The following is a 20710-nucleotide window of genomic DNA, read 5'->3' on the forward strand; positions in this document are numbered from 1 at the left end:
GCGCATGGGTCCGCGTCACGGCCGCCCCAACCGTTCGAGCGCCGTCCTGAAAGGGGCGTCGGAGACACGGATGAAGCCGAGATAGGGATGATCCATGTCGATGATGAGGACCAGGGCGACGCTGACGGACAGGGCGCAGACGAGCAGCGTGAACACGACCGTCCCGTTGCTCGGCGCGAGGATACCGAAGGAGGCGAAGAGCAAGGTGAACCACAGGATCAGCACCGCGAGAAACGGGGTGGGAAACCCGCCCACTTCCGTTTCGGTCCGCACCCATCTCGCTTCGGCGATGTCGCCGCTGACCTGCAGCGCACGGGACTGAAGCAGGCGCTGCGCTTCGGTCGTCGGCATCAGGCCGCGCAGCCCATCCTGAATGGCTTCGACGTCGAAGCCCTCGGCTAGCGGGACATCGTGGACGCCGTCATCCCGTTCGGCGCTCAGCCTCGCTTCGAGTGCCTTGCGAAGCGCCAGGCGCATCGGCTGCGCTTCCGGCCCGTAATGCGCCATGACGCGATCGAGCAGGAGCACGCGCGCCGCAGACGTCCGCCTCTCCAGGCCGGCATCGTCGAAGGATCGCTTCGCCGAAGCGATGAGGAGCCCGAGCGCCAGCGCGGAAAGCGTCCCGATGATCGCCGTCGCCAGCTTGATCGCATCCCTGGATTCGGGAGCCAGATGGTGGTCGGGCAGGCGCGAGCGCAGCACCATCCCTGCGAGCGCCGCGCCGAACACGCAGAGAAAGGCGATGCAGCCGATGGCGATGGGGCTCATTGCGCGCCTGATGCCTCTCGCCCTGTCGGGCAAGCCGGCAAGATATCGTCAGCTTGACGTTGCGTCCACCGCCGGCCGGCGTCCCGCGAGATCCGCCCGCACCTCGGCCACGCTGGCGGCCCGCCCTCCGGCAGCCTCGACCTTGCGGACCGTCTCGGCGATCAAGGCTGCATTGGTCTTGGTGCAGCCGAAGGGCGCATCCTCCAGCCCGCCGCGAACATGGACCCCGCGCGCGACGGCGGGCGCGATCAGCTCGGATAGATCGACGCCGAGCCCGGCGATCATCACCGGGGCTTCGGGAGCATCCTCGGCCAGCAGCTTGAGATGCGCCTCCAGCGCCCATTCGCGCGGCGGAAAGCCCCAGGCGAAGGCGTCGGAGAACATCAGCCGGTAGATCGGCGTGGGCATGCCTGGATAGGCCCTGGCCAGTGCGGCCCCCAGCCGCGTGAAGCCGGGCTCGTAGATCGCATAGCTCGGATGGACCTTGTGACGCTCGGCCACCTCCATGCCCTCGCGGATATGCTCGCCGGGGTTCTGATAGATGAAGCCCGGCTCTCCCTGCGGGATGCCGGCGAAGGTCGTCCAGTTGCACGAGCCGGGATCGAGCACGCCCCATTCGACGAGGCCGCGCTTCGCGAGTTCCTCGAGATGGGTGTACCGGCCCGAGCCGATCATGTCGCCGGCATAGCCGGAACCGAGGATCGGGATCGTCGGATAGACGATCGCGTCGACCTTGGCGCGAATGCCCTCGATCGCCTGCGCATAGAGCTCCCAGTCGTCGCGCTGGCGGCCCGTCGCGACATCGTAGACGTGCAGATGCACGATCGCAGCACCGGCCTCGACCGCCGCGATGCCGTCGGCGACGATATCGGGAATGCTGATTGGAATACCGGGCTGGCGCTCTTTGCCCCAGGGCCCGTTGATCGCGGCTTCGATCCAGATCGGCTTGGTCACAGGCATTTCCTCGATCAGCTTATGCGGCTTTCCGCAGACCGTAAGCCGCGTCCGCCGGGCTTGTCAGCCTGCCCACAGGCTGGGCAGGATCGGCAGGAATGCATGAAAGCGACTGGAGCGGACCCGTGTTGGAGCGTGGCACGACTTATGAAGACACGCTGCGCCGCTTCGCCTGGCGCATCCCGGAGCGCTTCAACATCGGCACCGCCTGCTCGGATGCCCATGCCGACGGCACCGGCCGTCCGGCCCTGATCTTCGAGGAGGGCGACGGCAAGGTCGCGACGCTGTCCTTCGACGACCTTGCCCGTGCCTCGAACCGCTTCGCCAATCTGCTCAGCGCTCACGGAATCGGACCGGGCGAGCGCGTCGGCATTCTGCTGCCGCAATCGCCGCAGACCGCGATCGCCCATCTCGGCACCTACAAGCGCGGCGCCATCGCCCTGCCGCTCTTCATCCAGTTCGGCCCGGAGGCGCTGGAGCACCGGCTCGGCCATAGCGGCGCCAGCGTCCTCGTCACCGATGCCGAGAACATCGGCAAGGTCGAGGCAATCCGCGATGCGCTGCCGAACCTGCGCAAGATCTTCGTCGTCGGCGGCGCCGGCCATCTCGATTTCGAGGCGGAGATGGCGAAGGCTTCCGACAGCTTCACCGCCGCCGACACCCGCGCCGACGACCCGGCCGTGATCATCTATACCTCCGGGACCACCGGTAAGCCGAAGGGCGCGCTCCATGCCCATCGCGTCCTGCTCGGCCATCTGCCGGGCGTGCAGATGCCGCAGGAGTTCTTCCCGCAGGCCGGCGACCTGTTCTGGACACCCGCCGACTGGGCCTGGATCGGCGGACTGCTCGATGTGCTGCTGCCGAGCCTCTATTGCGGCGTGCCGGTGCTCGCCTCCCGCGCCCGCAAATTCGATCCCGAGGCTGCCTTCGCGCTGATGGCGCGCCACAAGGTCCGCAACGCCTTCCTGCCGCCGACAGCCCTCAAACTGATGCGGCAGGTCGGCAATCCCCAGCGCTTCGGCTATTCCATGCGCTCGATCGGCACCGGCGGCGAGACGCTCGGCGCCGACATGCTCGACTGGAGCCGCGAGACCTTCGGTTTCCCGGTCAACGAATTCTACGGCCAGACCGAGGCGAACCTCCTCGTCGCCAATTGCGCCAGCCTGTTTCCGGTAAAGCCGGGCTCGATGGGCCACGCCGTGCCCGGCCACCGCGTGGCGGTGATCTCGCCCGAGGGGCGTGAGTTGCCGCCCGGCGAGCCGGGGCTGATCGCGGTCAACAGGCCGGACCCGGTAATGATGCTGGAATACTGGAACCAGCCCGACGCCACCGCGGCGAAATTCATCGGCGACTGGCTGGTCACCGGCGATACCGGGTCGCGCGACGATGAGGGCTATTTCTGGTTCCAGGGCCGCGACGACGACATCATCTCCTCGGGCTCCTACCGCATCGGCCCGGGCGATATCGAGGATTGCATCATCCGCCACCCCGCCGTGCTGATGGTGGCGGTCGTCGGCGTGCCCGATCCCGTCCGCACCGAGATCGTCAAGGCCTTCGTGTTGCCGAAGCCGGGCATCGATCCCTCCGCGGCGCTGGCAGCCGAGATCCAGGCCTTCGTGCGCGACCGGCTGGCGGCCTACCAGTATCCGCGCGAGGTCGAGTTCGTGACGGAGCTGCCGCTTACCGCCACAGGCAAGATCATGCGCAAGGATTTGCGGAATCGGGAGATCGAGAAGCAGCGGGGCGGCTGAAACCTCTCGTCATGCTCGGACTTGACCCGAGCATCTCTGGCGGACGGAGGCCCCGACGCTCCTTGTTCGGCAGGAGATTCTCGGGTCTGCGCTACGCTCCGCCCGAGAATGACGACGCTGCTATAGCGCCTCCAGCACCAGCTCGAAGGTCATCAGCACCGGATTGTCGCCGCGCTTCAGCCGCCCGCTCGCCAGCGTGCCCTTGTAGTCGACCAGCGCGACATCGATCGCAGCCTCGAACCCGCCCTCGCCCGCCGCGATCCGTCCATGAGTGATCGCGACCTCCGTGGCGAAATTCTCGACCACCCCGCCATCCGCGAAGCGCGCGCCGATCGTCGAGCCGACACCGCCATGGATTACGGCCTCCCGGATGCCATGCTCGGCGCAGAACCCCTCCAGCGCTCCGCAGAAATCGACGTTTGGCTTCACCCGCAGCGCAAAGAAACGCCCATTGCGCGTCGCGTCGAGCAGCGCCGCCGGTTTCGGCCCGAACAGTTTGAAATTCGTCTCCCCGTCCGGCTCGGCGACGAAAGCCGTCCCGTCGAGCCCGACCGCCGGCAGCGTGATCGTCTCGGCGACCACCGTCTCGTCGGGCAGGATATGGCCGCCGCTGCGCTTGGCCGGCCCCTCGGCCCAGAGTGCATGGGCGTGGAAGAACGGCGCGCCGTCGCGCTGGCCGAAGGTCATCGCGCCGAGCTCGACCTGCGTCACCCCCGCTGGCCGGAAGGTCTCGCTGTAGAAAGCGGCATGTTCCGGCGTCTTCGACAGCGCCGGCATCACATAGGCGAAGGGCGAGAGCTTGAGCCCGTCAAGCTTGGCCACGCCGGAGACGAAGCCCGCCGCCGCGAAGCTGCGCCTGACGGCCTCCAGCAGCGGCAAGCCCGCCTGCAGCGTCATCGGGAAGGAAAGCCCATGGCACTCCGCCCACTGGATGCGCTCGGGCGTGCCGATGCCGGGCTGCTCGATCCGCCTCACTTTGCCCTCCCCTTCAGGAAATCGAGCTCGCCACGCTTTTCCAGCTCGTCCTTGACGAGGCGTTTCGGCACCTTGCCATAGCCGGATTTCGGCAGGGCCTCCCAGAACAGGAAACGCTTCGGCATCTTGTAGCGCGCGATCTTGGGGCTAAGGAAATCGGCGATCTCGGCCTCCGTCGCGCGCTGTCCTGGCCTGTTGACGCAGACCGCGATGCCGATCTCGCCCCAGACCGGGTCGGGCACGCCGAGCACCGCGACCTCGGCGATAGCCGGATGGGTCAGGATCTTCTCCTCGATCTCGCGCGGATAAATGTTCGAGCCGCCGGAGATGTACATGTCCGAGGCGCGGCCGGTGATGTAGACGAAGCCCTGCTCGTCCATATGGCCGAGATCGCCGGTGCGGAACCAGCCGTCGCGGAAGGATTTCGCATTGGCCTCGGGGTTGTCGTAGTAGCCGGCGAAGACGGCCGGGCCGATCACGCAGATCTCGCCCTGCACGTTCGCGCCGACCTCCCGGCCCTCCTCGTCCTGGATCTGCACCTGCATGCCCGTGCGCTCGAAGCCGCAGGTGCCGATGCGCGCATGCGGCCCGTCCTCTGGCTCATGCAGCGCCGGCGGCAGCACGGTGATGTTGCCGGTCACCTCGCCCAGCCCGAAATACTGCACGATCACCTTGCCGAGCTTGGCGAGCGCCGCCTTCTGGTCCTCGCGATACATCGGCGCCCCCGCATAGATGATGTGGCGCAGGCTGGAATGGTCGTGCTGGTCGGCGGCGGGATGCTCGACCAGCATCTTCAGGATCGTCGGCACCGTGAAGATATTGGTGATGCGGTGCTTGGCGATCAGCCGATAGGCCTCGTCGATATCGAAACGCTCGGTCGGCAGCAGGATCGAGGCCGCGCCGCGCGCCGAGATCACCAATTGGTGCACGCCTGCGCCATGCGAGAGCGGCGCCACCACCAGCGAGGCGTCGGCCTCGGTCGAGCCCGGCACCAGGTCGCAGAGATGGTTGGTGATCACGAAGCCCATCTGGCCATGGGTCAACACGGCTGCCTTGGATCGCCCGGTCGTGCCCGAGGTGAAGAAGAACCAGCAGGGATCGTCGTGCTCGACCGCGGCGTTCTCGACCTTTTCGCCGCGATGGCGCGCGATCACCGCCCCGACCTCGTCCTCGCCGAACGCGCCTTCCCCGATCCGCCAGAGAAATTCGGGCGCCGGGTTCGCAGCCGCGACCGCCGCGGCATGTTCCGGGAAATCGCCATGGCAGAGGAAGCCCTTGGCGCCGGAGGCAGTGGCGAGATAGGCCACCTCGTCCGGCAGCAGGCGGAAATTCGTGGGTACCCAGACCGCGCCAAGCCGGAAGGTCGCGAACATCGAGACGAACATCGCGTCGCAGTTCTTGGAATGGACGAGCAGACGGTCGCCCTTGCCGATGCCGCGCGCCTTCAGGCCCGCCGCCAGCGCCGAGACCTGCGCATCGATCTCGACCCAGTCGAGCGTCTTCTCGCCCCAGATGAAGGCGGGGTGCTCGGCCAGGCGCCGCGCGTTCTGCGTCGCGATATGGGCGAGGTTCATCACGCGCCGCGTCATCGGCACGACGCCTCCGGCGGGGGCTGCGGTTACGGAGCTCATCGTGCGGCTCTCCCTGTCTCGATCGATCGCGGCGCGGCCGCCGTCATGGGCCTGGCGCCCTGTTTGGAAACGAACATCTGCGCCAGCAGCGCTTCCATCCGCACACCCTCGCGCGCCAGCAGCCCCGACAGCTCGGCCTGCCGCGCCGGTGCCATGCGGCTGTCGATCGCGGCGATCGACAAGGCCCCGGCGATCCGCCCGTCCGGATAGCGGAAGGCGCGGCCAACTCCCCATGAGCTGGCGACGAGCCGGCCGGGATTGAGCGAGAAGCCGCGCTCGCGCGTCTCGACGATATCGGCGCGCATCGCTTCGGGCGCGAAGCCCGGATAGCGCGCCAGCAGCACGGCTGCGTTGGCGGCGATGACGCGGTCCACATCGTCGTCCGGCAGCGCGGCGAGGATCGCGAGCGAGCCCGCCCCGACGCCGAGCGGATGCTGGTCCCCGCTCTGCAGCGCATGGGTCCGCACCGGATAGGTGCCCTCCTCGCGATGCAGGCAGATCGCATAATTCTCGCGCCGCACGGTCAGGAAGCTCGTATCCTTCGTGTCCGTCGAAAGACGGCGAAGGCTGTCCATCGCCATATCGAGCACGCCATGGCGGCGCCCCGCCAGCACGCCGAGCACGAAGGCCTCCTCGCCCAGGCAATAGCGGCGCGTCTGCGGCTCCTGCTCGACGAGCCCGGCCCGCATCAGCGCCAGCAGCAGCCGCCGCGTCGTCGGCTTGTTGAGCCCGCTGCCGGAGACGATCTCGCCAAGCGGCAAGCCTTCGGCCGGCTCGCGCCCGATCAGCGAGAGCAGCCCCAGAGCGCGGTCGACGCTCTGCGAGCCGGACAGACCGGCTTCCGGCGCGGAACTCTGCGGCAAGCGCTCCTCCAGATAGTCCATGATATGGACCCTGTTCTTATCCTCAGAGCCTAGATTGGTGCATTGCCGATTGCAACGCCGCCTTCATCGTGTAAATCTGCCACGCGTCCACTGCTCACAGTGTGGACCACAATCGACGCCGACAGTTCACAAGATCGGCGCGAAGGGAGGATGAGCGATGGCCCTAGAGGCACACTGCGTGGCGGGGACAAGCCCGTGCCGCCCAAGCCGTAGCTGAGGTCGCGGCATGGTCGATGTCGTCGATACGCTGAAGCTGCCGGAGAATCTGAGCGAGAACGCGGATGCGCGCCCCGGCTCGCCGGTCATGCGCCCGGTCGAGTTCGTCGCCGGCGCGCTCGTCGCCTTCATCATCTGCGTGCTGCTGCTCGGCGTCACCTCGCGCTATGTCTTCTCGCTGCCCTTCGTCTGGGTCGACGAGGTCGCCTCGATCTCGTTCATCTGGCTTGCCATGCTCGGCTCGGCCATCGCCATCGACCGCAACGAGCATCTGCGCCTGTCGCTCTTCGTCAACATGATGCCGGAGCGGCTGCGCCAGTTCGTCGAGACCTTCGCGCTGCTCGCCATCGCGGCCTTCCTGGCGGCCATGGTCTATCCCGCGATCGACTACACGATCGAGGAAAGCTACGTCACCTCGGCCGCGCTCAACATTCCCAATAGCTGGCGCGTCTCCGCGATCGCCATCGGCATCGTGCTGATGCTGCTGCTCGCGCTGCGCTATGCGATCAAGACCTCCCGCCCGCAGGATCTGGCCCTGGCAGCCGCCACGATCGTCGGCCTCGGCCTGCTGTTCTGGCTGGGTACGCCGGTCTTCAAGGGGCTGGGCTACCTCAACATCCTGATCTTCCTGATCGGCGTCGTCGCGCTCTGCCTTGTTGCCGGCGTTCCCATCGCCTTCTGCTTCGGGCTGGGCACGCTCTGCTTCCTGATGTTCTCGACCAGCGTGCCGACCGTCGTGATGGTCGGGCGCATGGACGAAGGCATGTCGAGCATCATCCTGCTCTCGGTGCCCATCTTCGTGCTGCTCGGCTGCATCCTCGACGCCACCGGCATGGGCAAGGCGATCGTCGACTTTCTCGCCTCGATGCTCGGCCATGTCCGCGCCGGCATGTCCTATGTCCTGCTCGGCTCGCTCTTCCTGGTCTCCGGCATCTCGGGCTCCAAGGTCTCGGATATGGCGACGGTCGCGCCCGCTCTCTTCCCCGAGATGAAGCGGCGCGGCTACAAGCCCAAGGACCTGATCGCGCTGCTCTCCACCGGCGCGGCGATGGCCGACACCGTGCCGCCCTCGATCGTGCTCATCGTGCTCGGCTCCGTCGCCGGCGTCTCGATCGCCGGGCTATTCAATGCCGGCTTCGTCATCGCCGGCGTGCTGCTGCTGGCGCTCGCCGGCCTCGCCCGCTGGAAGGCGATGGCCGAGGATATGAAGGGCGTGCGTCGCGCGCCCTTCTCGATCATCGGCAAGGCGGCTCTGATCGCCGCGCCCGCGCTCGTCCTGCCCTTCATCATCCGGGCCGCGGTCGGCGGCGGCGTCGCCACCGCCACGGAAGTCTCGACCATCGCCGTGCTCTACGCGCTGATCATCGGCATGGTGCTCTATGGCGGCATCGGCCGGGCCAAGTTCTACGCCATGCTGGTCGAGACCGCCGCGCTCTCGGGCGCGATCCTGATGATCCTCGGCACCGCGCTCGCCATGGCCTGGGCCCTGACCCAGACCGGCTTCGCCCGCGACCTCGCCACCTTCATGGCGGGCCTGCCCGGCGGCTGGCTCACCTTCATGGCGGTCACGATCGTCGTCTTCATGATCCTCGGCTGCGTGCTGGAAGGCCTGCCGGCGATCGTGCTGATGGCGCCGCTGATGTTCCCGATCGCCAAGAACCTCGGCATCAACGACATCCATTATTCGATGGTCGTGGTCACCGCGATGAACATCGGCCTGATGACGCCGCCGATCGGCATCGGCTTCTATATCGCCTGCAAGATCGGCAACGTCTCGCCCGACGAAGCGATGGGCGCGATCTGGCCCTATCTCATCGCGCTGCTGATCGGCCTCGTCGTCATCGCCCTCGTCCCCGGCCTCTCGACCTGGGTGCTGTAGCGCTCACGCAGAACAAGACATCAATAACGAAACGTCCAAGGAGAAAACGCCCATGACCATCTCACGCCGCAGCCTGCTCCAGGCGACAGCCGCCGCCTCCGCCATCGGCACCTTCCATATCGGCCGCGCCAATGCGCAGGCCGCCGAGTTCACCTACAAATACGCCAACAACCTGCCCGTCGCGCACCCGATGAACACGCGCGCCAACGAGGCGGTGGCGAAGATCAAGCAGGAGACGAACGGGCGCGTCGACATCCAGATCTTCCCGAACAACCAGCTCGGCTCCGACACCGACATGCTGAGCCAGGTCCGCTCGGGCGGCGTCGAGTTCTTCACGCTCTCGCCGCTGATCCTGTCGACGCTGGTCGCCAACGCCTCGCTCTCCGGCATCGGCTTCGCCTTCCCGAACTACGACGCGGTCTGGAAGGCGATGGACGGCGAGCTCGGCGCTTACGTCCGCGGCCAGATCAACAAGGCCAACCTCGTCGTCATGGACAAGATCTGGGATAACGGCTTCCGCCAGATCACCTCCTCCAGGGGCCCGGTCAACACGCCCGAGGACCTCAAGGGCTTCAAGATCCGCGTGCCGGTCTCCCCGCTCTGGACCTCGATGTTCACCGCCTTCCAGTCGGCCCCGGCCAGCATCAACTTCGCCGAGGTCTACACGGCCCTGCAGACCAAGATCGTCGACGGCCAGGAGAATCCCCTCGCCATCATCTCGACGGCCAAGCTCTTCGAGGTGCAGAAATATCTCTCGCTGACCAACCACATGTGGGACGGCTTCTGGTTCCTGGCCAATCGCCGCGCCTGGGAGAAGCTGCCGGAGGACCTGCGCGCCATCGTCGCCAAGAACATCAACGCAGCCGCCCTTCTGGAGCGCGACGACGTCTTCAAGCTCAACGCCGGCCTGCAGGGCGAGCTGGTCTCGAAGGGCATGGTCGCCAACGAGACCAAGGCCGACGCCTTCCGCGAAGCGCTGCGCAAGGCCGGCTTCTACGCCGAGTGGAAGAAGAAGTACGGCGACGAGGCCTGGACGATCCTGGAGAAGGCCGTCGGCAGCTCGCTGAGCTGATATCTGTCTACTTGGCCATCTCCCGCACCGTCATCCCGGCCGTAGCGAAGCGGAGCGCCGGGATCCATCGTAGAGCGCGACGCCCTTCGATGGATCCCGAATCTGCGCCGCTGCGCGGCTTGTTCGGGATGACAGTGCCAGACTCACTGAAGGCAAAGCTATGGCCGACCGGCTGAAGGGCAAGATCGCCATCGTCTTCGGCGCCGGCTCGTCGGGGCCCGGCTGGGGCAATGGCAAGGCCGCCGCTGTCGCCTACGCCCGCGAGGGCGCCGGCGTCGCCTGCGTCGACCTGAACCGCGAAGCCGCCGAAGAGACGGCAAGCATCATCGCCGGTGAAGGCGGCAAGGCGCTGGCGCTCGCCGCCGACGTCACGAAGCTCGCCTCGGTCGAGGCCTGCGTCGCCGACGCGGCGCGCCATTTCGGCCGCATCGACATCCTGCACAACAATGTCGGCGTTACCCACATGGGCGGGCCGGTCGAGCTGTCGGAGGAGCAGTTCAACGCCTCGCTGCAGCTCAATCTCGGCTCGGTCTATCGCTGCGCCAAGGCCGTGATCCCGCAGATGCTGAAGGGCAGCGGCGGCGCCATCGTCAACATCTCCTCGCTCGCCGCCATCCGCTGGACCGGCTATCCCTACTTCGCCTACTACGCCACCAAGGCGGCGGTGAACCAGGCGACCGTCGCGCTGGCGATGCAGTATGCCCGGCAGAACATCCGCGCCAACTGCATCATGCCCGGCCTGATCGACACCCCGCTGATCTACAAGCAGATCTCCTCGCAATACGCCTCGGTCGAGGAGATGGTCGCCGCCCGCGACGCGCAGGTGCCGATGGGCAAGATGGGCACGGCCTGGGACATCGCCAACGCCGCCGTCTTCCTCGCCTCCGATGAGGCGAAGTTCATCACCGGTGTCTGCCTGCCGGTCGATGGCGGCCAGAGCTGCACCGCCGGCCTGCCGGGCTGACTCGCGGCGTCATTCTCAGGCGAAGCGAAGCGGAAACCCGAGAATCTCATGCCGAAGAAGCGGCCGGAGCCTCTTTCGGCAGGAGATGCTCGGGTCAAGCCCGAGCATGACAGCCTCTCCCCCGTCGATTGTTCATTCCCCCATTGGAACGCTTGCTCCATTTCCGCTTCGCTGCCAGAACTGTCGCAACAGGGACGGCAACGGAAACCCAAGAATGAGCGAAACCGCCGTTGCGGAACTGCCGCGCGATTTCGACGGCCTGCGCACGCTGATTCTCGCCCAGCGCGAGAGCCTGCCCAAGCGCATCGCCCAGATCGCAGCCTATTCGCTCGACAATCCCGACGAGATCGCCTTCGGCACCGCCGCCAGCATCGCCGTCTCGGCCGGCGTCCAGCCCTCGACGCTGATCCGCTTCGCCCAGCATCTCGGCTTCGATGGCTTCACCAGCCTGCAGGGCGTCTTCCGCGAGCGGCTGCGCGAGCGCAATTCGAGCTATGAGGAGCGCCTCAGCACGCTGCGGACCGGCGAAGGCGCTGCCGGTAACCACCACATTCTCGACGGCTTTCTCACCGCCTCGCGCAAGTCGCTCGACGTGATGAGCCGCAGCCTCGACGACGCGACGCTCGACCGCGCGATCACGATGCTGGCGGGGGCCGAGACCATCTATATCCTCGCCCGCCGCCGCTCATACCCCATCGCGAGCTATCTCGCCTATGCGCTCGGCAAGCTCGGCGTCCGCTATCAGCTGGTCGAATCGGCGGCCGGGCTCGACCCCGAGATGATCGCCTTCGCCTCGCCGAAGGATGCCGTGCTCGTCGTCAGCTTCTCGCCCTATGCGCAGGCCACCGTCGAGGACGCTCGCGGCCTCGCCGAACGCGGAGTCCCGCTGGTCGCCATCACCGATAGCGCGTTTTCCCCGCTTGCGAGCTTCGCCAGCCTCTGGTTCGAGGTCGCCGAGGCCGATTTCGGCGGCTTCCGCACGCTCTCCTCGACCATGGCACTGGCGATGGCGCTCTCCGTCGGCATCGGCGAGGCCCGCCGCATCGGCCGCAAGGGTCGCCGGCGCGGGCAAGCTTGACGTCTGAGGAACATCTATTCCGCATTGACGAAATAATGGAATTATTATTTCATGCCGGCAGCAAAGGCCGTTCGGCCTCAACGAGCATCGCAGCCGGGAGGATGATATGACGGGACCGCTCGGCGGATCGGCGCAGGCGCTCGACGTCATCACCATCGGCCGCGCTTCGGTCGACCTCTACGGCCAGCAGATCGGCTCGCGGCTGGAGGATGTCACCAGCTTCGCCAAGTCGGTCGGGGGCTGCCCGGCGAACATCGCCATCGGCACCGCGCGGCTCGGCCTGCGTTCGGCCTTGCTAACCCGCGTCGGCAACGAGCAGTTCGGCCGCTTCCTGCGCGAGCAGCTCGGCCGCGAAGGCGTCAATCTGGACGGGCTCAAGACCGACCCCGAGCGACTGACCGCGMTCGCCATCCTCTCGGTCGAGAGCGACACATCCTTCCCGCTGCTGTTCTACCGCGAGAACTGCGCCGACATGGCGCTGGAGGAGGGCGACATCGACCCCGCCTTCATCGCCAAGGCCCGCGCCGTCGTCGTCACCGGCACGCATTTCGCCCGGCCGAAGCCGGAGGCCGCCCAGCGCAAGGCGATGAAGCTGATGCACGCGAACGGCGGCAAGGTGGTGCTCGACATCGACTATCGCCCCAATCTCTGGGGCCTCGCCGGCCATGACGCCGGCGACAACCGCTACATCGCCTCGCAGGCCGTCTCCGAGCGGATGAAGACGGTCCTGCCCGGCTGCGACCTCATCATCGGCACGGAAGAAGAGGTGCTGATCGCGTCCGGCGAAAGCGAGTTGCTGCCGGCGCTGAAGACCATTCGCGCGCTGACGCCTGCGACCATCGTGCTCAAGCGCGGCCCGATGGGCTGCATCGTCTATGACGGCGCGATCCCGGACGATCTGGAAGACGGTATCGTCGGCAAGGGTTTCCCGATCGAGGTCTACAATGTGCTCGGCGCGGGCGACGCCTTCATGTCCGGCTTCCTGCGCGGCTGGCTCGGCGGCGAAACCCTGCAGACCGCGGCGACCTGGGCCAATGCCTGCGGCGCCTTCGCGGTCTCGCGCCTGCTCTGCTCGCCGGAAAGCCCGACCTTCGAGGAACTGCAATATTTCCTGAAGAACGGCAGCCCGCACCGCGCCCTGCGCAAGGATGAGGACATCAACCACATCCATTGGGCGACGACGCGCCGCCGCGACATCCCCTCGCTGATGGCGCTGGCCTGCGACCATCGCTCCCAGCTCGAGGAGCTGGCGGCGAAGGCCGGCACCGATCCCGCCCGCATCCGCGACTTCAAGGTGCTCGCGGTCAAGGCCGCCGCGCGCGTCGCCAATGGCCGGCCCGGCTACGGCATGCTGCTCGACGAAAAGCATGGCCGCGAGGCGATGTTCGAGTTCGCCCGCCATCCTTTCGCCTGGCTCGGCCGCCCGGTCGAACTGCCGGGCTCACGCCCGCTGCGCTTCGAGATGAGCCAGGATATCGGCTCGGCCCTGCCGGAATGGCCGGTCGAGCACTGCATCAAATGCCTGTGCTTCTATCATCCGGACGACGCTCTGGAACTGAAGCAGACCCAGCAGGACAAGCTGCGCGGCCTGTTCGAGGCGGCGCGCAAGGTCGGGCGCGAACTCCTGATCGAGATCATCGCCGGCAAGAACGGCCCGCTCGGCGCCGACACCATTGCCCGCGCGCTGGAAGAGATCTACGCGCTCGGCATCAAGCCGGACTGGTGGAAGCTCGAGCCGCAATCCTCGCCTGCCGCCTGGGCGGCCATCGAGCAGACCATCGCGAAGCACGATCCTTGGTGCCGCGGCGTCCTCCTGCTCGGCCTCGACGCGCCGGTCGAGGAGCTGGAAGCCGGCTTTGCCGCCACGGCCAATGCGCCCGTCGTCAAGGGTTTCGCAGTCGGCCGCACCATCTTCATGTCGGCAGCCGAGGGCTGGCTTTCGGGCCAGCTAGATGACGAGGCTGCCATCGCCGACATGGCCAGGCGCTTCGGCACGCTGACCGACCTCTGGCTTGCCACGCGCGGCCGCAAGGCGGCATAGCTTTCATGCGATCGGCCCACCCACGCGGGTCATCCCGGCCAAGCCGCGCGAGCGGCGCCGAGCCGGGATCCATGCCTGAACGGTTCCGGCATGGATCCGGGGTCTCGCTTCCCTCGCCCGGGATGACTTCATCATTCGTTGCGGAAAGTCGGAATCCGAAATGACTGGCACCATCCGCCTCACCATGGCGCAGGCCCTGACGCGCTACCTCGCCGCGCAGATGACCGAGATCGACGGAGAGCGTCTCCCGATCTTCGGCGGCGTCTGGGCGATCTTCGGCCATGGCAACGTCGCGGGCCTCGGCGAGGCGCTCTGGCACGAGCGCGAGCGCCTGCCGACCTTCCGCGCCCATAACGAGCAGGCCATGGCCCATGCCGCCATCGCCTACGCCAAGGCGAACATGCGCCGCCGCTTCATGGCCGCGACCACCTCGATCGGCCCCGGCGCGACCAACCTCGTCACCGCTGCGGCGCTGGCCCATGTCAACCGCCTGCCGGTGCTGCTGCTGCCGGGCGACGTCTTCGCCAACCGCATTCCCGATCCCGTCCTCCAGCAGGTCGAGGCTTTCGGCGACGGCACCGTCTCGGCGAATGACTGCTTTAAGCCCGTCTCGCGCTATTTCGACCGCATCACCCGGCCCGGGCAGATCATCCCGGCGCTCGCCCGCGCCATGCAGGTGCTGACCGACCCCGCCGAATGCGGCCCTGTGACGCTCGCGCTCTGCCAGGACGTTCAGGCCGAGGCCTATGATTACCCCGAGAGCTTCTTCACTGAACGCCTCTGGACGCCGCGTCGTCCGCGCGCCGACCGCGCCGAGCTGAAGGCCGCCGCCGAGGCCCTGAAGGCCGCAAGGAAGCCATTGATCGTCGCTGGCGGCGGCGTGCTCTATTCCGGCGCCTCCGACGATCTCGCCCGCTTCTCGGCCGCGACGGGCATTCCCGTCTGCGAGACGCAAGGGGGCAAGTCCTCCCTGCCGGACGACAACCCACTGAACATGGCGGCCGTCGGCGTCACCGGCACCGCGGCCGCCAACCGTCTCGCCGCCGAGGCCGACCTCATCCTCGCGGTCGGCTCACGCCTGCAGGATTTCACCACCGGCTCTTGGGCACTGTTCGGCGCCCCGCAGAAGACGATCATCGGCCTCAACGTTCAGGCTTTCGATGCCGGCAAGCACCGGGCCCTGCCGCTCGTCGCCGACGCGCGCGAAGGTCTTGCCGAACTGGCTGAGGCCATCGCCGGCTGGAAGGCCCCGGAAAGCTGGACCGCCGACGCCAAGGCCGGCAAGGCCGACTGGCGCAGGGAAGCGGATCAGGTCACGGCCGCCACCAACGCCGCCCTGCCCTCGGACGCGCAGGTCATCGGCGCGGTTCAACGCAGTCTCGGCTCGGATATCATTCTGCTGCATGCGGCAGGCGGTCTGCCGGGCGAGTTGCACAAGCTCTGGCAGGCCGGCCCGCCCGGTTCCTATCACGGCGAATACGGCTTCTCCTGCATGGGCTACGAGATCGCCGGCGGGCTCGGCGCCAAGATGGCGAAACCGGAGAAGGAAATCGTCGTCATGGTCGGCGACGGCTCCTATCTCATGCTCAATTCCGAGATCGCTACCTCGGTGATGCTGGGCCTGAAGCTCACCATCGTCCTGCTCGACAATCGCGGCTACGGCTGCATCAACCGCCTCCAGAACGCCACCGGCAGCGCCTCCTTCAACAACCTGCTGAAGGATGCCCGCCACGAGACGCTGCCCGAGATCGACTTCGTCGCCCATGCCGCCAGCCTCGGCGCCATCGCGACCAAGGCGGCGTCGATTGCCGAACTGGAGACCGCGCTGGCGCAGGCCAAGGCCAACACCCGCACCACGGTCGTCGTCATCGACACCGACCCGCTGATCTCGACCGGCGCCGGCGGCGCCTGGTGGGACGTGGCGGTGCCCGAGGTCAGCGCGCGCGCGGAAGTCCGGGCGGCGCGAGCCAACTATGAAACCCGCGTGAAGCGGCAGCACATCGGCGACTGAACCCGCCTATCGGAAAGACGAAAGACATGATCCGCATCGGCGCGAACCCCATCGGCTGGTCGAATGACGACATGCTGGAGATCGGCGGCGACATCCCGCTCGAAACCTGCCTGAACGAGGCGCGCGAAGCCGGCTTCACCGGCATGGAGCTCGGCAACAAATTCCCGCGCGAGGCCGGCAAGCTGAAGCCGATCCTGGATGCTCACGGCCATGCCCTCGTCTCCGGCTGGTACTCGACCGAGCTGCTCGTCCGCGACGTCGCCACCGAGATGGCGGCAGTCAAGGCTCACGCGACGCTGCTGCGCGACATGGGCTGCTCGGTCCTGATCGCGGCGGAGACGTCGAACGCGATCCATTCCGACATCACCAAGCCGCTTTCGGCGCGCCCGGTCCTGCCAAAAGCGAAATGGGACGATTTCGGCGCGCGCTACACCAGTTTCGCCGAGGCGGTGAAGGCCGAGTACGGCCTGCAGCTCGTCTATCACCATCACATGGGCACGGTGGTGCAGACCGAGGCCGAGATCGATCGCTTCATGGGCGTCACCGGCCCGGCCGTCGGCCTTCTGCTCGACACCGGCCACGCCACCTGGGGCGGCGGCGACCCGGCCCGCATCGCCCGCCACTGGAAGGCGCGCATCCACCATGTCCACTGCAAGGACATCCGCGAAGCCGTGATGTGGCGCTCCAACCGCGAGGACTGGTCCTTCCTCGAATCCGTGCTCGCCGGCGTCTATACCGTGCCGGGCGACGGCCTCATCGACTATGTCCGCGTGCTCAGGGAGCTTCAGGGCTATTCCGGCTGGATCGTGGTCGAGGCGGAGCAGGATCCGAAGAAGGCCGAGCCGGCGACCTATGCCAAGCTCGGCCATGCCAATCTGGCGCGCTTCATCAAGGAAGCCGGATTGGCTTAACACCGCCGCCGTCATTCCGGGGCGCCCGCAGGGCGAGCCCGGAACCCATAACCGCAGTTGGTGAAGACGTTTCCGGAACGGCGCCGCCCTGTTCGGTATAGGCAGCGGTTATGGGTTCCGGGCTCTTCGCTGCGCGAAGCCCCGGAATGACGGCGTGGTCCTGCGGCCAACGCCTCAATCGCCAAGGAACCGACCCATGTCCCATCTCAAGATCCGCCCCTCCGGCTCCCTTGGCCGCGTCACCCATGTCACGCCGGAAAGCGCCGGCTGGACCTATGTCGGCTTCGATCTGCACCGGCTGAAGCCGGGCGAAACCGTCTCGGCCAGGACCGGCGACCGCGAGACCTGCCTCGTCTTCGTCACCGGCAAGGGCGAGGTCACGGCCGGCGGGCAAGGGCTCGGCGAACTCGGCGAGCGCATGACGCCGTTCGAGGGCAAGCCGTGGTCGGTCTATATTCCGCAGGATTCCGATTGGTCGGTCACCGCCACCACCGATCTCGAACTCGCGATCTGCAGCGCGCCTGGGCTTAAAGGCGGTTTACCCGTACGCGTCATCAAGCCCGGCGATCTCGGCCAGGAAATCCGTGGCAAGGGCTCGAACACGCGCCACGTCACCAACATCCTGCCCGAAGGCGAGCCGGCGGATTCCCTGCTGGTGGTCGAGGTCATCACGCCCGCCGGCAACACGTCAAGCTATCCGCCGCACAAGCACGACCGGGACGAGCTGCCGCAAGAGTCATACCTCGAAGAAACCTACTACCACCGCCTCAACCCGCCGCAGGGCTTCGGCTTCCAGCGCGTCTATACCGACGACCGCAGCCTCGACGAAGCGATGGCGATCGAGGATGGCGACGTCGTGCTGGTGCCGAAGGGCTATCACCCCTGCGCCACCTGCCATGGCTACGATCTCTATTATCTCAACGTCATGGCCGGGCCGAAGCGGACATGGAAGTTCCACAACGCCGCCGAGCATGAGTGGATGCTGAAGAGCTCAACCACCTGCCCTTCGGGCGCCGAGGTCAGGCCTGGGCGCCCGTGAGCAGTTCAGTCGGCATCCGTCTCATGGATTGCACTTGTAGACCGTGCCGGAGGTCTCCGGCCCCTTCCACTTGATGTCGGCGACAGTGGAGAAGACATGGGTTCCACCCATCTCCGCGCCCTTGATCTTCAGGCGGGTGATGATCGAATCGCGCGCCGTATCCGTCAGCAGCACCGAATGCAGATCGGACCTGCCGTCGATCTCGCCAAGCTTGGTGCAGTTCTCCACAACCCCCTTCGCATCGGTCACCACGACGATGCTGCTGCGCGAGGTGTGATAGGCGCAGGCCCCCAGCAACAAAGCCGGCACAAGAATGAAGAAACGCGGCATTGCCATGGTTCGGGCTGTCCTGATCGATTTGTGCCCCATGTTCAGCCGCTCCGCCATAAATGCAAGTCCGGGGATATGGAAGCGGCGTCTTGCCGCCCGGCAGGTTCGCCGCTGCTTTCCTGAGGCACTGATTGCTGCGGGATTGAATGAATTCGACCGCACGAACTTTAACGCAAAGCCCGCGTCATTCTTGACCTGCGATGGCGGCTGCATTTAAGTCGCGACAGGCCAATGGGAGGCTGAAAAAGGATAAACGATGCGTAGCATTTTGATTGTTGGCGCCATGGCCGCGCTCCTTGCCGGTTGCCAGACCGCGCAGGAGTCCATGGCCGACGCTGAAGTCACCTGTGAGGCCCAGGGCTTCCGTCCGGGCACCCGTGCTTATCAGCAGTGCCGTTCGGCGAACTATGTCGAGAACCGCCGCGCCTCGAACGAAACCGGCAATGCCGTCGCAGCCGGCGTCGCGGCCGGTGTCATCGGGGGCGCCCTCGTTGCCGCCGACAACCGCTCCTATTACGGCCGCGGCTATTACGGACGCCGTGGCTACTGGTGGTGATAGGTGAGCGCATCCCATTAGGATGCGTCTCCCCATAGGATAATGAAAAGAAGGGCCCTGCGGCATGCCGCAGGGCCCTTCTTCTTAGGAGAGCTGGTTGCTTCAGCGCTTGGCAGCACGTCGCCGCGCCGGAGCCGGCTCCTTGGCCGCGCTCGAAGCCGACGTCAGAAGCGAGCCGATCACATAAACGGCAAGCCCCAGCCCGACCATGACGGCCATGGGCTCGCGCTCCGCGCGCTTCGCCAGCATGCGGCCGCCCATATCGGCATAGTCGCGCGCCCGCGCCGCGTAGTCGTTGGCGCGATCCGCATAATCGTCCGCGCTCTCGCGGCGGGCGCTCAGCCAGCTGCTGCCAGCCTTCAGGGCACGGTTGCCGGCGTCCGCAGCATCGGAGCCGTAGTCGTTGAGCCAGCTACGCATGCGGCCATAGTCCGGCTCGTAGCGCTCCCAGCGCGAGGAGGGCTGGCTGCGCAGCGTCGCCCAGGCGATCAGCCCGATGCTCACGGCACCCAGGCCGAGCGTCGCGAGCGGATGCCGCTCGACGGTGCGCACGACGGTGTCCCCGCCTTCTCGAACCGCCTCCATCGGATCGGCCTCGTCCCAGGCTTCCTTGGCTCGCTCATAGCCGTCCTTCACGGTCTCGCTCGCCTTGTCGGCCATATCGGCCGCCTTGCTGCGCAGCGACCGCACGGTCGTCTCGGCCTCGTCCTGGATCTCGTCGGCAGCGTTCTGAACATCGGGCGGGAATCTGTTGGTGATCGCCATGGCGGTTTCTCCGTTTCTGGAAGCGGGCATGAGCAATGAACGAGAGACTCCCGGCCTGTGTTCCCGCGACGGTCGAAAACGCTTGGGTCATCATTCTTCGCCTGTTCGGCCATAACCCGGTCATGTTTGGATGCGATCTATCGCGGAACAGGGGCATTCAACGAGAAGGAGACGCTTATGCACGTTCAGCACCTCCAGATCGCTCATCCTGCAGTTCTCTCGGATCCCGAATGGATCGCGCTGGAGAGCATCGAAGAACAGACCCAGCACTTCATCTTCGACGACACGATGCTGCTTGCCTTGCAGGATCGTGGGCTGGTCGAGTCGGACGGGATCGTCTGGCGCGTCACCCAGACCGGGCACAGGCGCCTCATCGAGCGCGATTGAGCCTCCGGCCGAAGGCCGGGTTCCGTTCCGCATCATCATCGTCGATCATCATGCCCTCCTTCAGGCGGGCTTTTCGACGGCGCTGGAAAAACTCCGGCGCCGTCGCCATGTCTGGGCTTGGTCATATCCGGGCCTGGTTTCGCAGCTCGGCTCCGCTTTCCGATGAGGTTCCATGGGCAAACCCGTCTCCATCACCATCTCGCATGACCTCGGCCGCGCGGGTGCGCTCGATCGCCTGCGCAGCGGGCTAGACCGCATTCGCGACAAGCTCGGCATGGTCAGGATGCAGCTCGTCGAGGAGCGCTGGGACGGCGACAACCTGCATTTCGGCGTGGGCGCGCTCGGCCAGACAGTCCATGGCCGCATCGAAGTCGAGGACAGCCTGGTCCGCGTCGAGGTCACACTGCCCTGGATGCTGGCCGTCTTCGCCGAGAAGCTGAAGATCGGCGTCCAGAAGCAGGGCCAGATCCTCCTGGAGAAACCGAAGGCCTGAGCCCG

At 66.6% G+C, this 20710-nt stretch carries 19 protein-coding genes; 12 read left to right on the forward strand and 7 right to left on the reverse strand.

Annotated features, from left to right (window positions below; translation table 11 throughout):
* Window positions 1-15: 15 nt before the first annotated feature.
* Together AC1DVA_RS13560 and AC1DVA_RS13565 are read right to left on the reverse strand one after the other, a co-directional pair.
* On the reverse strand, window positions 16-768 hold the full coding sequence (locus AC1DVA_RS13560) for a bestrophin-like domain (RefSeq protein ID WP_476806183.1): 753 nt from the start codon (window positions 766-768) through the stop codon (window positions 16-18).
* Between the two features lie 48 nt (window positions 769-816).
* Window positions 817-1722, reverse strand: a complete 906-nt coding sequence (locus tag AC1DVA_RS13565; protein WP_476806184.1) for a beta-keto acid cleavage family enzyme — start codon at window positions 1720-1722, stop codon at window positions 817-819.
* Between the two features lie 125 nt (window positions 1723-1847).
* On the opposite strand from AC1DVA_RS13565, the gene AC1DVA_RS13570 reads away from it, so the two are divergent.
* On the forward strand, window positions 1848-3473 hold the full coding sequence (locus AC1DVA_RS13570) for an acyl-CoA synthetase (RefSeq protein WP_476806228.1): 1626 nt from the start codon (window positions 1848-1850) through the stop codon (window positions 3471-3473).
* A gap of 120 nt (window positions 3474-3593) precedes the next feature.
* On the opposite strand, the gene AC1DVA_RS13575 is transcribed toward AC1DVA_RS13570, so the two are convergent.
* Genes AC1DVA_RS13575 through AC1DVA_RS13585 form a run of 3 tightly spaced genes read right to left on the reverse strand, consistent with a single transcriptional unit; the run spans window position 3594 to window position 6963 of the window.
* Window positions 3594-4448, reverse strand: a complete 855-nt coding sequence (locus AC1DVA_RS13575; RefSeq protein WP_265049966.1) for a PCC domain-containing protein — start codon at window positions 4446-4448, stop codon at window positions 3594-3596.
* On the reverse strand, window positions 4445-6079 hold the full coding sequence (locus AC1DVA_RS13580; RefSeq protein ID WP_476806185.1) for an acyl-CoA synthetase: 1635 nt from the start codon (window positions 6077-6079) through the stop codon (window positions 4445-4447). The genes AC1DVA_RS13575 and AC1DVA_RS13580 overlap by 4 nt, the downstream gene beginning before the upstream one ends.
* Window positions 6076-6963, reverse strand: coding sequence for an IclR family transcriptional regulator (locus AC1DVA_RS13585; protein WP_476806186.1), 888 nt, complete (start codon window positions 6961-6963; stop codon window positions 6076-6078). Before AC1DVA_RS13585 ends, AC1DVA_RS13580 begins: the two co-directional genes overlap by 4 nt.
* A gap of 226 nt (window positions 6964-7189) precedes the next feature.
* Here AC1DVA_RS13585 and AC1DVA_RS13590 point away from each other — a divergent pair, with 226 nt between their 5' ends.
* The 8 genes from AC1DVA_RS13590 to iolB all read left to right on the forward strand — a co-directional run bounded on the left by AC1DVA_RS13590 (window position 7190) and on the right by iolB (window position 18174).
* Complete coding sequence (locus tag AC1DVA_RS13590) at window positions 7190-9058, forward strand: TRAP transporter large permease (RefSeq protein WP_476806187.1); 1869 nt, start codon at window positions 7190-7192, stop codon at window positions 9056-9058.
* A gap of 52 nt (window positions 9059-9110) precedes the next feature.
* Entirely contained in the window at window positions 9111-10130 is a 1020-nt protein-coding gene (locus AC1DVA_RS13595) for a TRAP transporter substrate-binding protein (protein WP_265049970.1), read from the forward strand.
* A gap of 160 nt (window positions 10131-10290) precedes the next feature.
* On the forward strand, window positions 10291-11094 hold the full coding sequence (locus AC1DVA_RS13600) for an SDR family NAD(P)-dependent oxidoreductase (protein ID WP_476806188.1): 804 nt from the start codon (window positions 10291-10293) through the stop codon (window positions 11092-11094).
* 214 nt (window positions 11095-11308) lie between these two features.
* On the forward strand, window positions 11309-12172 hold the full coding sequence (locus tag AC1DVA_RS13605; RefSeq protein WP_265049972.1) for a MurR/RpiR family transcriptional regulator: 864 nt from the start codon (window positions 11309-11311) through the stop codon (window positions 12170-12172).
* A 106-nt stretch (window positions 12173-12278) separates the two neighbouring features.
* Window positions 12279-14213 carry a bifunctional 5-dehydro-2-deoxygluconokinase/5-dehydro-2-deoxyphosphogluconate aldolase gene (locus AC1DVA_RS13610; RefSeq protein WP_476806189.1) on the forward strand — a complete coding sequence of 645 codons (1935 nt, stop codon included), beginning with the start codon at window positions 12279-12281 and terminating at the stop codon, window positions 14211-14213.
* 160 nt (window positions 14214-14373) lie between these two features.
* Window positions 14374-16224 carry a 3D-(3,5/4)-trihydroxycyclohexane-1,2-dione acylhydrolase (decyclizing) gene (gene iolD, locus AC1DVA_RS13615; protein WP_476806190.1) on the forward strand — a complete coding sequence of 617 codons (1851 nt, stop codon included), beginning with the start codon at window positions 14374-14376 and terminating at the stop codon, window positions 16222-16224.
* A gap of 26 nt (window positions 16225-16250) precedes the next feature.
* Window positions 16251-17135: a myo-inosose-2 dehydratase gene (gene iolE, locus AC1DVA_RS13620; protein ID WP_476806191.1), complete on the forward strand. Its 885-nt coding sequence runs from the start codon at window positions 16251-16253 to the stop codon at window positions 17133-17135.
* 196 nt (window positions 17136-17331) lie between these two features.
* Window positions 17332-18174, forward strand: coding sequence for a 5-deoxy-glucuronate isomerase (gene iolB / locus AC1DVA_RS13625; RefSeq protein ID WP_476806192.1), 843 nt, complete (start codon window positions 17332-17334; stop codon window positions 18172-18174).
* 21 nt (window positions 18175-18195) lie between these two features.
* Here the strand turns inward: iolB and AC1DVA_RS13630 are convergent, their stop codons facing one another.
* Entirely contained in the window at window positions 18196-18717 is a 522-nt protein-coding gene (locus AC1DVA_RS13630) for a DUF4156 domain-containing protein (RefSeq protein ID WP_476806193.1), read from the reverse strand.
* Between the two features lie 43 nt (window positions 18718-18760).
* On the opposite strand from AC1DVA_RS13630, the gene AC1DVA_RS13635 reads away from it, so the two are divergent.
* The gene (locus AC1DVA_RS13635; protein ID WP_476806194.1) at window positions 18761-19060 is read left to right on the forward strand and encodes a hypothetical protein; all 300 of its coding nucleotides are present in this window, start codon (window positions 18761-18763) and stop codon (window positions 19058-19060) included.
* A gap of 102 nt (window positions 19061-19162) precedes the next feature.
* Here AC1DVA_RS13635 and AC1DVA_RS13640 read toward each other — a convergent pair whose 3' ends face one another.
* Window positions 19163-19825: a hypothetical protein gene (locus tag AC1DVA_RS13640; RefSeq protein ID WP_265049979.1), complete on the reverse strand. Its 663-nt coding sequence runs from the start codon at window positions 19823-19825 to the stop codon at window positions 19163-19165.
* A 177-nt stretch (window positions 19826-20002) separates the two neighbouring features.
* Between AC1DVA_RS13640 and AC1DVA_RS13645 the strand changes: the two genes are divergently transcribed.
* Together AC1DVA_RS13645 and AC1DVA_RS13650 are read left to right on the forward strand one after the other, a co-directional pair.
* Complete coding sequence (locus AC1DVA_RS13645; RefSeq protein ID WP_476806195.1) at window positions 20003-20212, forward strand: hypothetical protein; 210 nt, start codon at window positions 20003-20005, stop codon at window positions 20210-20212.
* A gap of 172 nt (window positions 20213-20384) precedes the next feature.
* Window positions 20385-20705 carry a polyhydroxyalkanoic acid system family protein gene (locus tag AC1DVA_RS13650; RefSeq protein WP_476806196.1) on the forward strand — a complete coding sequence of 107 codons (321 nt, stop codon included), beginning with the start codon at window positions 20385-20387 and terminating at the stop codon, window positions 20703-20705.
* Window positions 20706-20710 lie beyond the last annotated feature (5 nt).

It is taken from the genome of Allobosea sp. P4_C6 (assembly GCF_056402015.1).

Bases quoted from the DNA above. Each gene is read 5' to 3' on its own strand.
- AC1DVA_RS13560 (WP_476806183.1), bottom strand. From the start codon at position 768: ATGAGCCCCATCGCCATCGGCTGCATCGCCTTTCTCTGCGTGTTCGGC.
- AC1DVA_RS13580 (WP_476806185.1), bottom strand. From the start codon at position 6,079: ATGAGCTCCGTAACCGCAGCCCCCGCCGGAGGCGTCGTGCCGATGACG.
- AC1DVA_RS13585 (WP_476806186.1), bottom strand. From the start codon at position 6,963: ATGGACTATCTGGAGGAGCGCTTGCCGCAGAGTTCCGCGCCGGAAGCC.
- AC1DVA_RS13590 (WP_476806187.1), top strand. From the start codon at position 7,190: ATGGTCGATGTCGTCGATACGCTGAAGCTGCCGGAGAATCTGAGCGAG.
- AC1DVA_RS13595 (WP_265049970.1), top strand. From the start codon at position 9,111: ATGACCATCTCACGCCGCAGCCTGCTCCAGGCGACAGCCGCCGCCTCC.
- AC1DVA_RS13600 (WP_476806188.1), top strand. From the start codon at position 10,291: ATGGCCGACCGGCTGAAGGGCAAGATCGCCATCGTCTTCGGCGCCGGC.
- AC1DVA_RS13605 (WP_265049972.1), top strand. From the start codon at position 11,309: ATGAGCGAAACCGCCGTTGCGGAACTGCCGCGCGATTTCGACGGCCTG.
- iolD (WP_476806190.1), top strand. From the start codon at position 14,374: ATGACTGGCACCATCCGCCTCACCATGGCGCAGGCCCTGACGCGCTAC.
- iolE (WP_476806191.1), top strand. From the start codon at position 16,251: ATGATCCGCATCGGCGCGAACCCCATCGGCTGGTCGAATGACGACATG.
- iolB (WP_476806192.1), top strand. From the start codon at position 17,332: ATGTCCCATCTCAAGATCCGCCCCTCCGGCTCCCTTGGCCGCGTCACC.
- AC1DVA_RS13630 (WP_476806193.1), bottom strand. From the start codon at position 18,717: ATGCAGCCGCCATCGCAGGTCAAGAATGACGCGGGCTTTGCGTTAAAG.
- AC1DVA_RS13635 (WP_476806194.1), top strand. From the start codon at position 18,761: ATGCGTAGCATTTTGATTGTTGGCGCCATGGCCGCGCTCCTTGCCGGT.
- AC1DVA_RS13640 (WP_265049979.1), bottom strand. From the start codon at position 19,825: ATGGCGATCACCAACAGATTCCCGCCCGATGTTCAGAACGCTGCCGAC.
- AC1DVA_RS13645 (WP_476806195.1), top strand. From the start codon at position 20,003: ATGCACGTTCAGCACCTCCAGATCGCTCATCCTGCAGTTCTCTCGGAT.
- AC1DVA_RS13650 (WP_476806196.1), top strand. From the start codon at position 20,385: ATGGGCAAACCCGTCTCCATCACCATCTCGCATGACCTCGGCCGCGCG.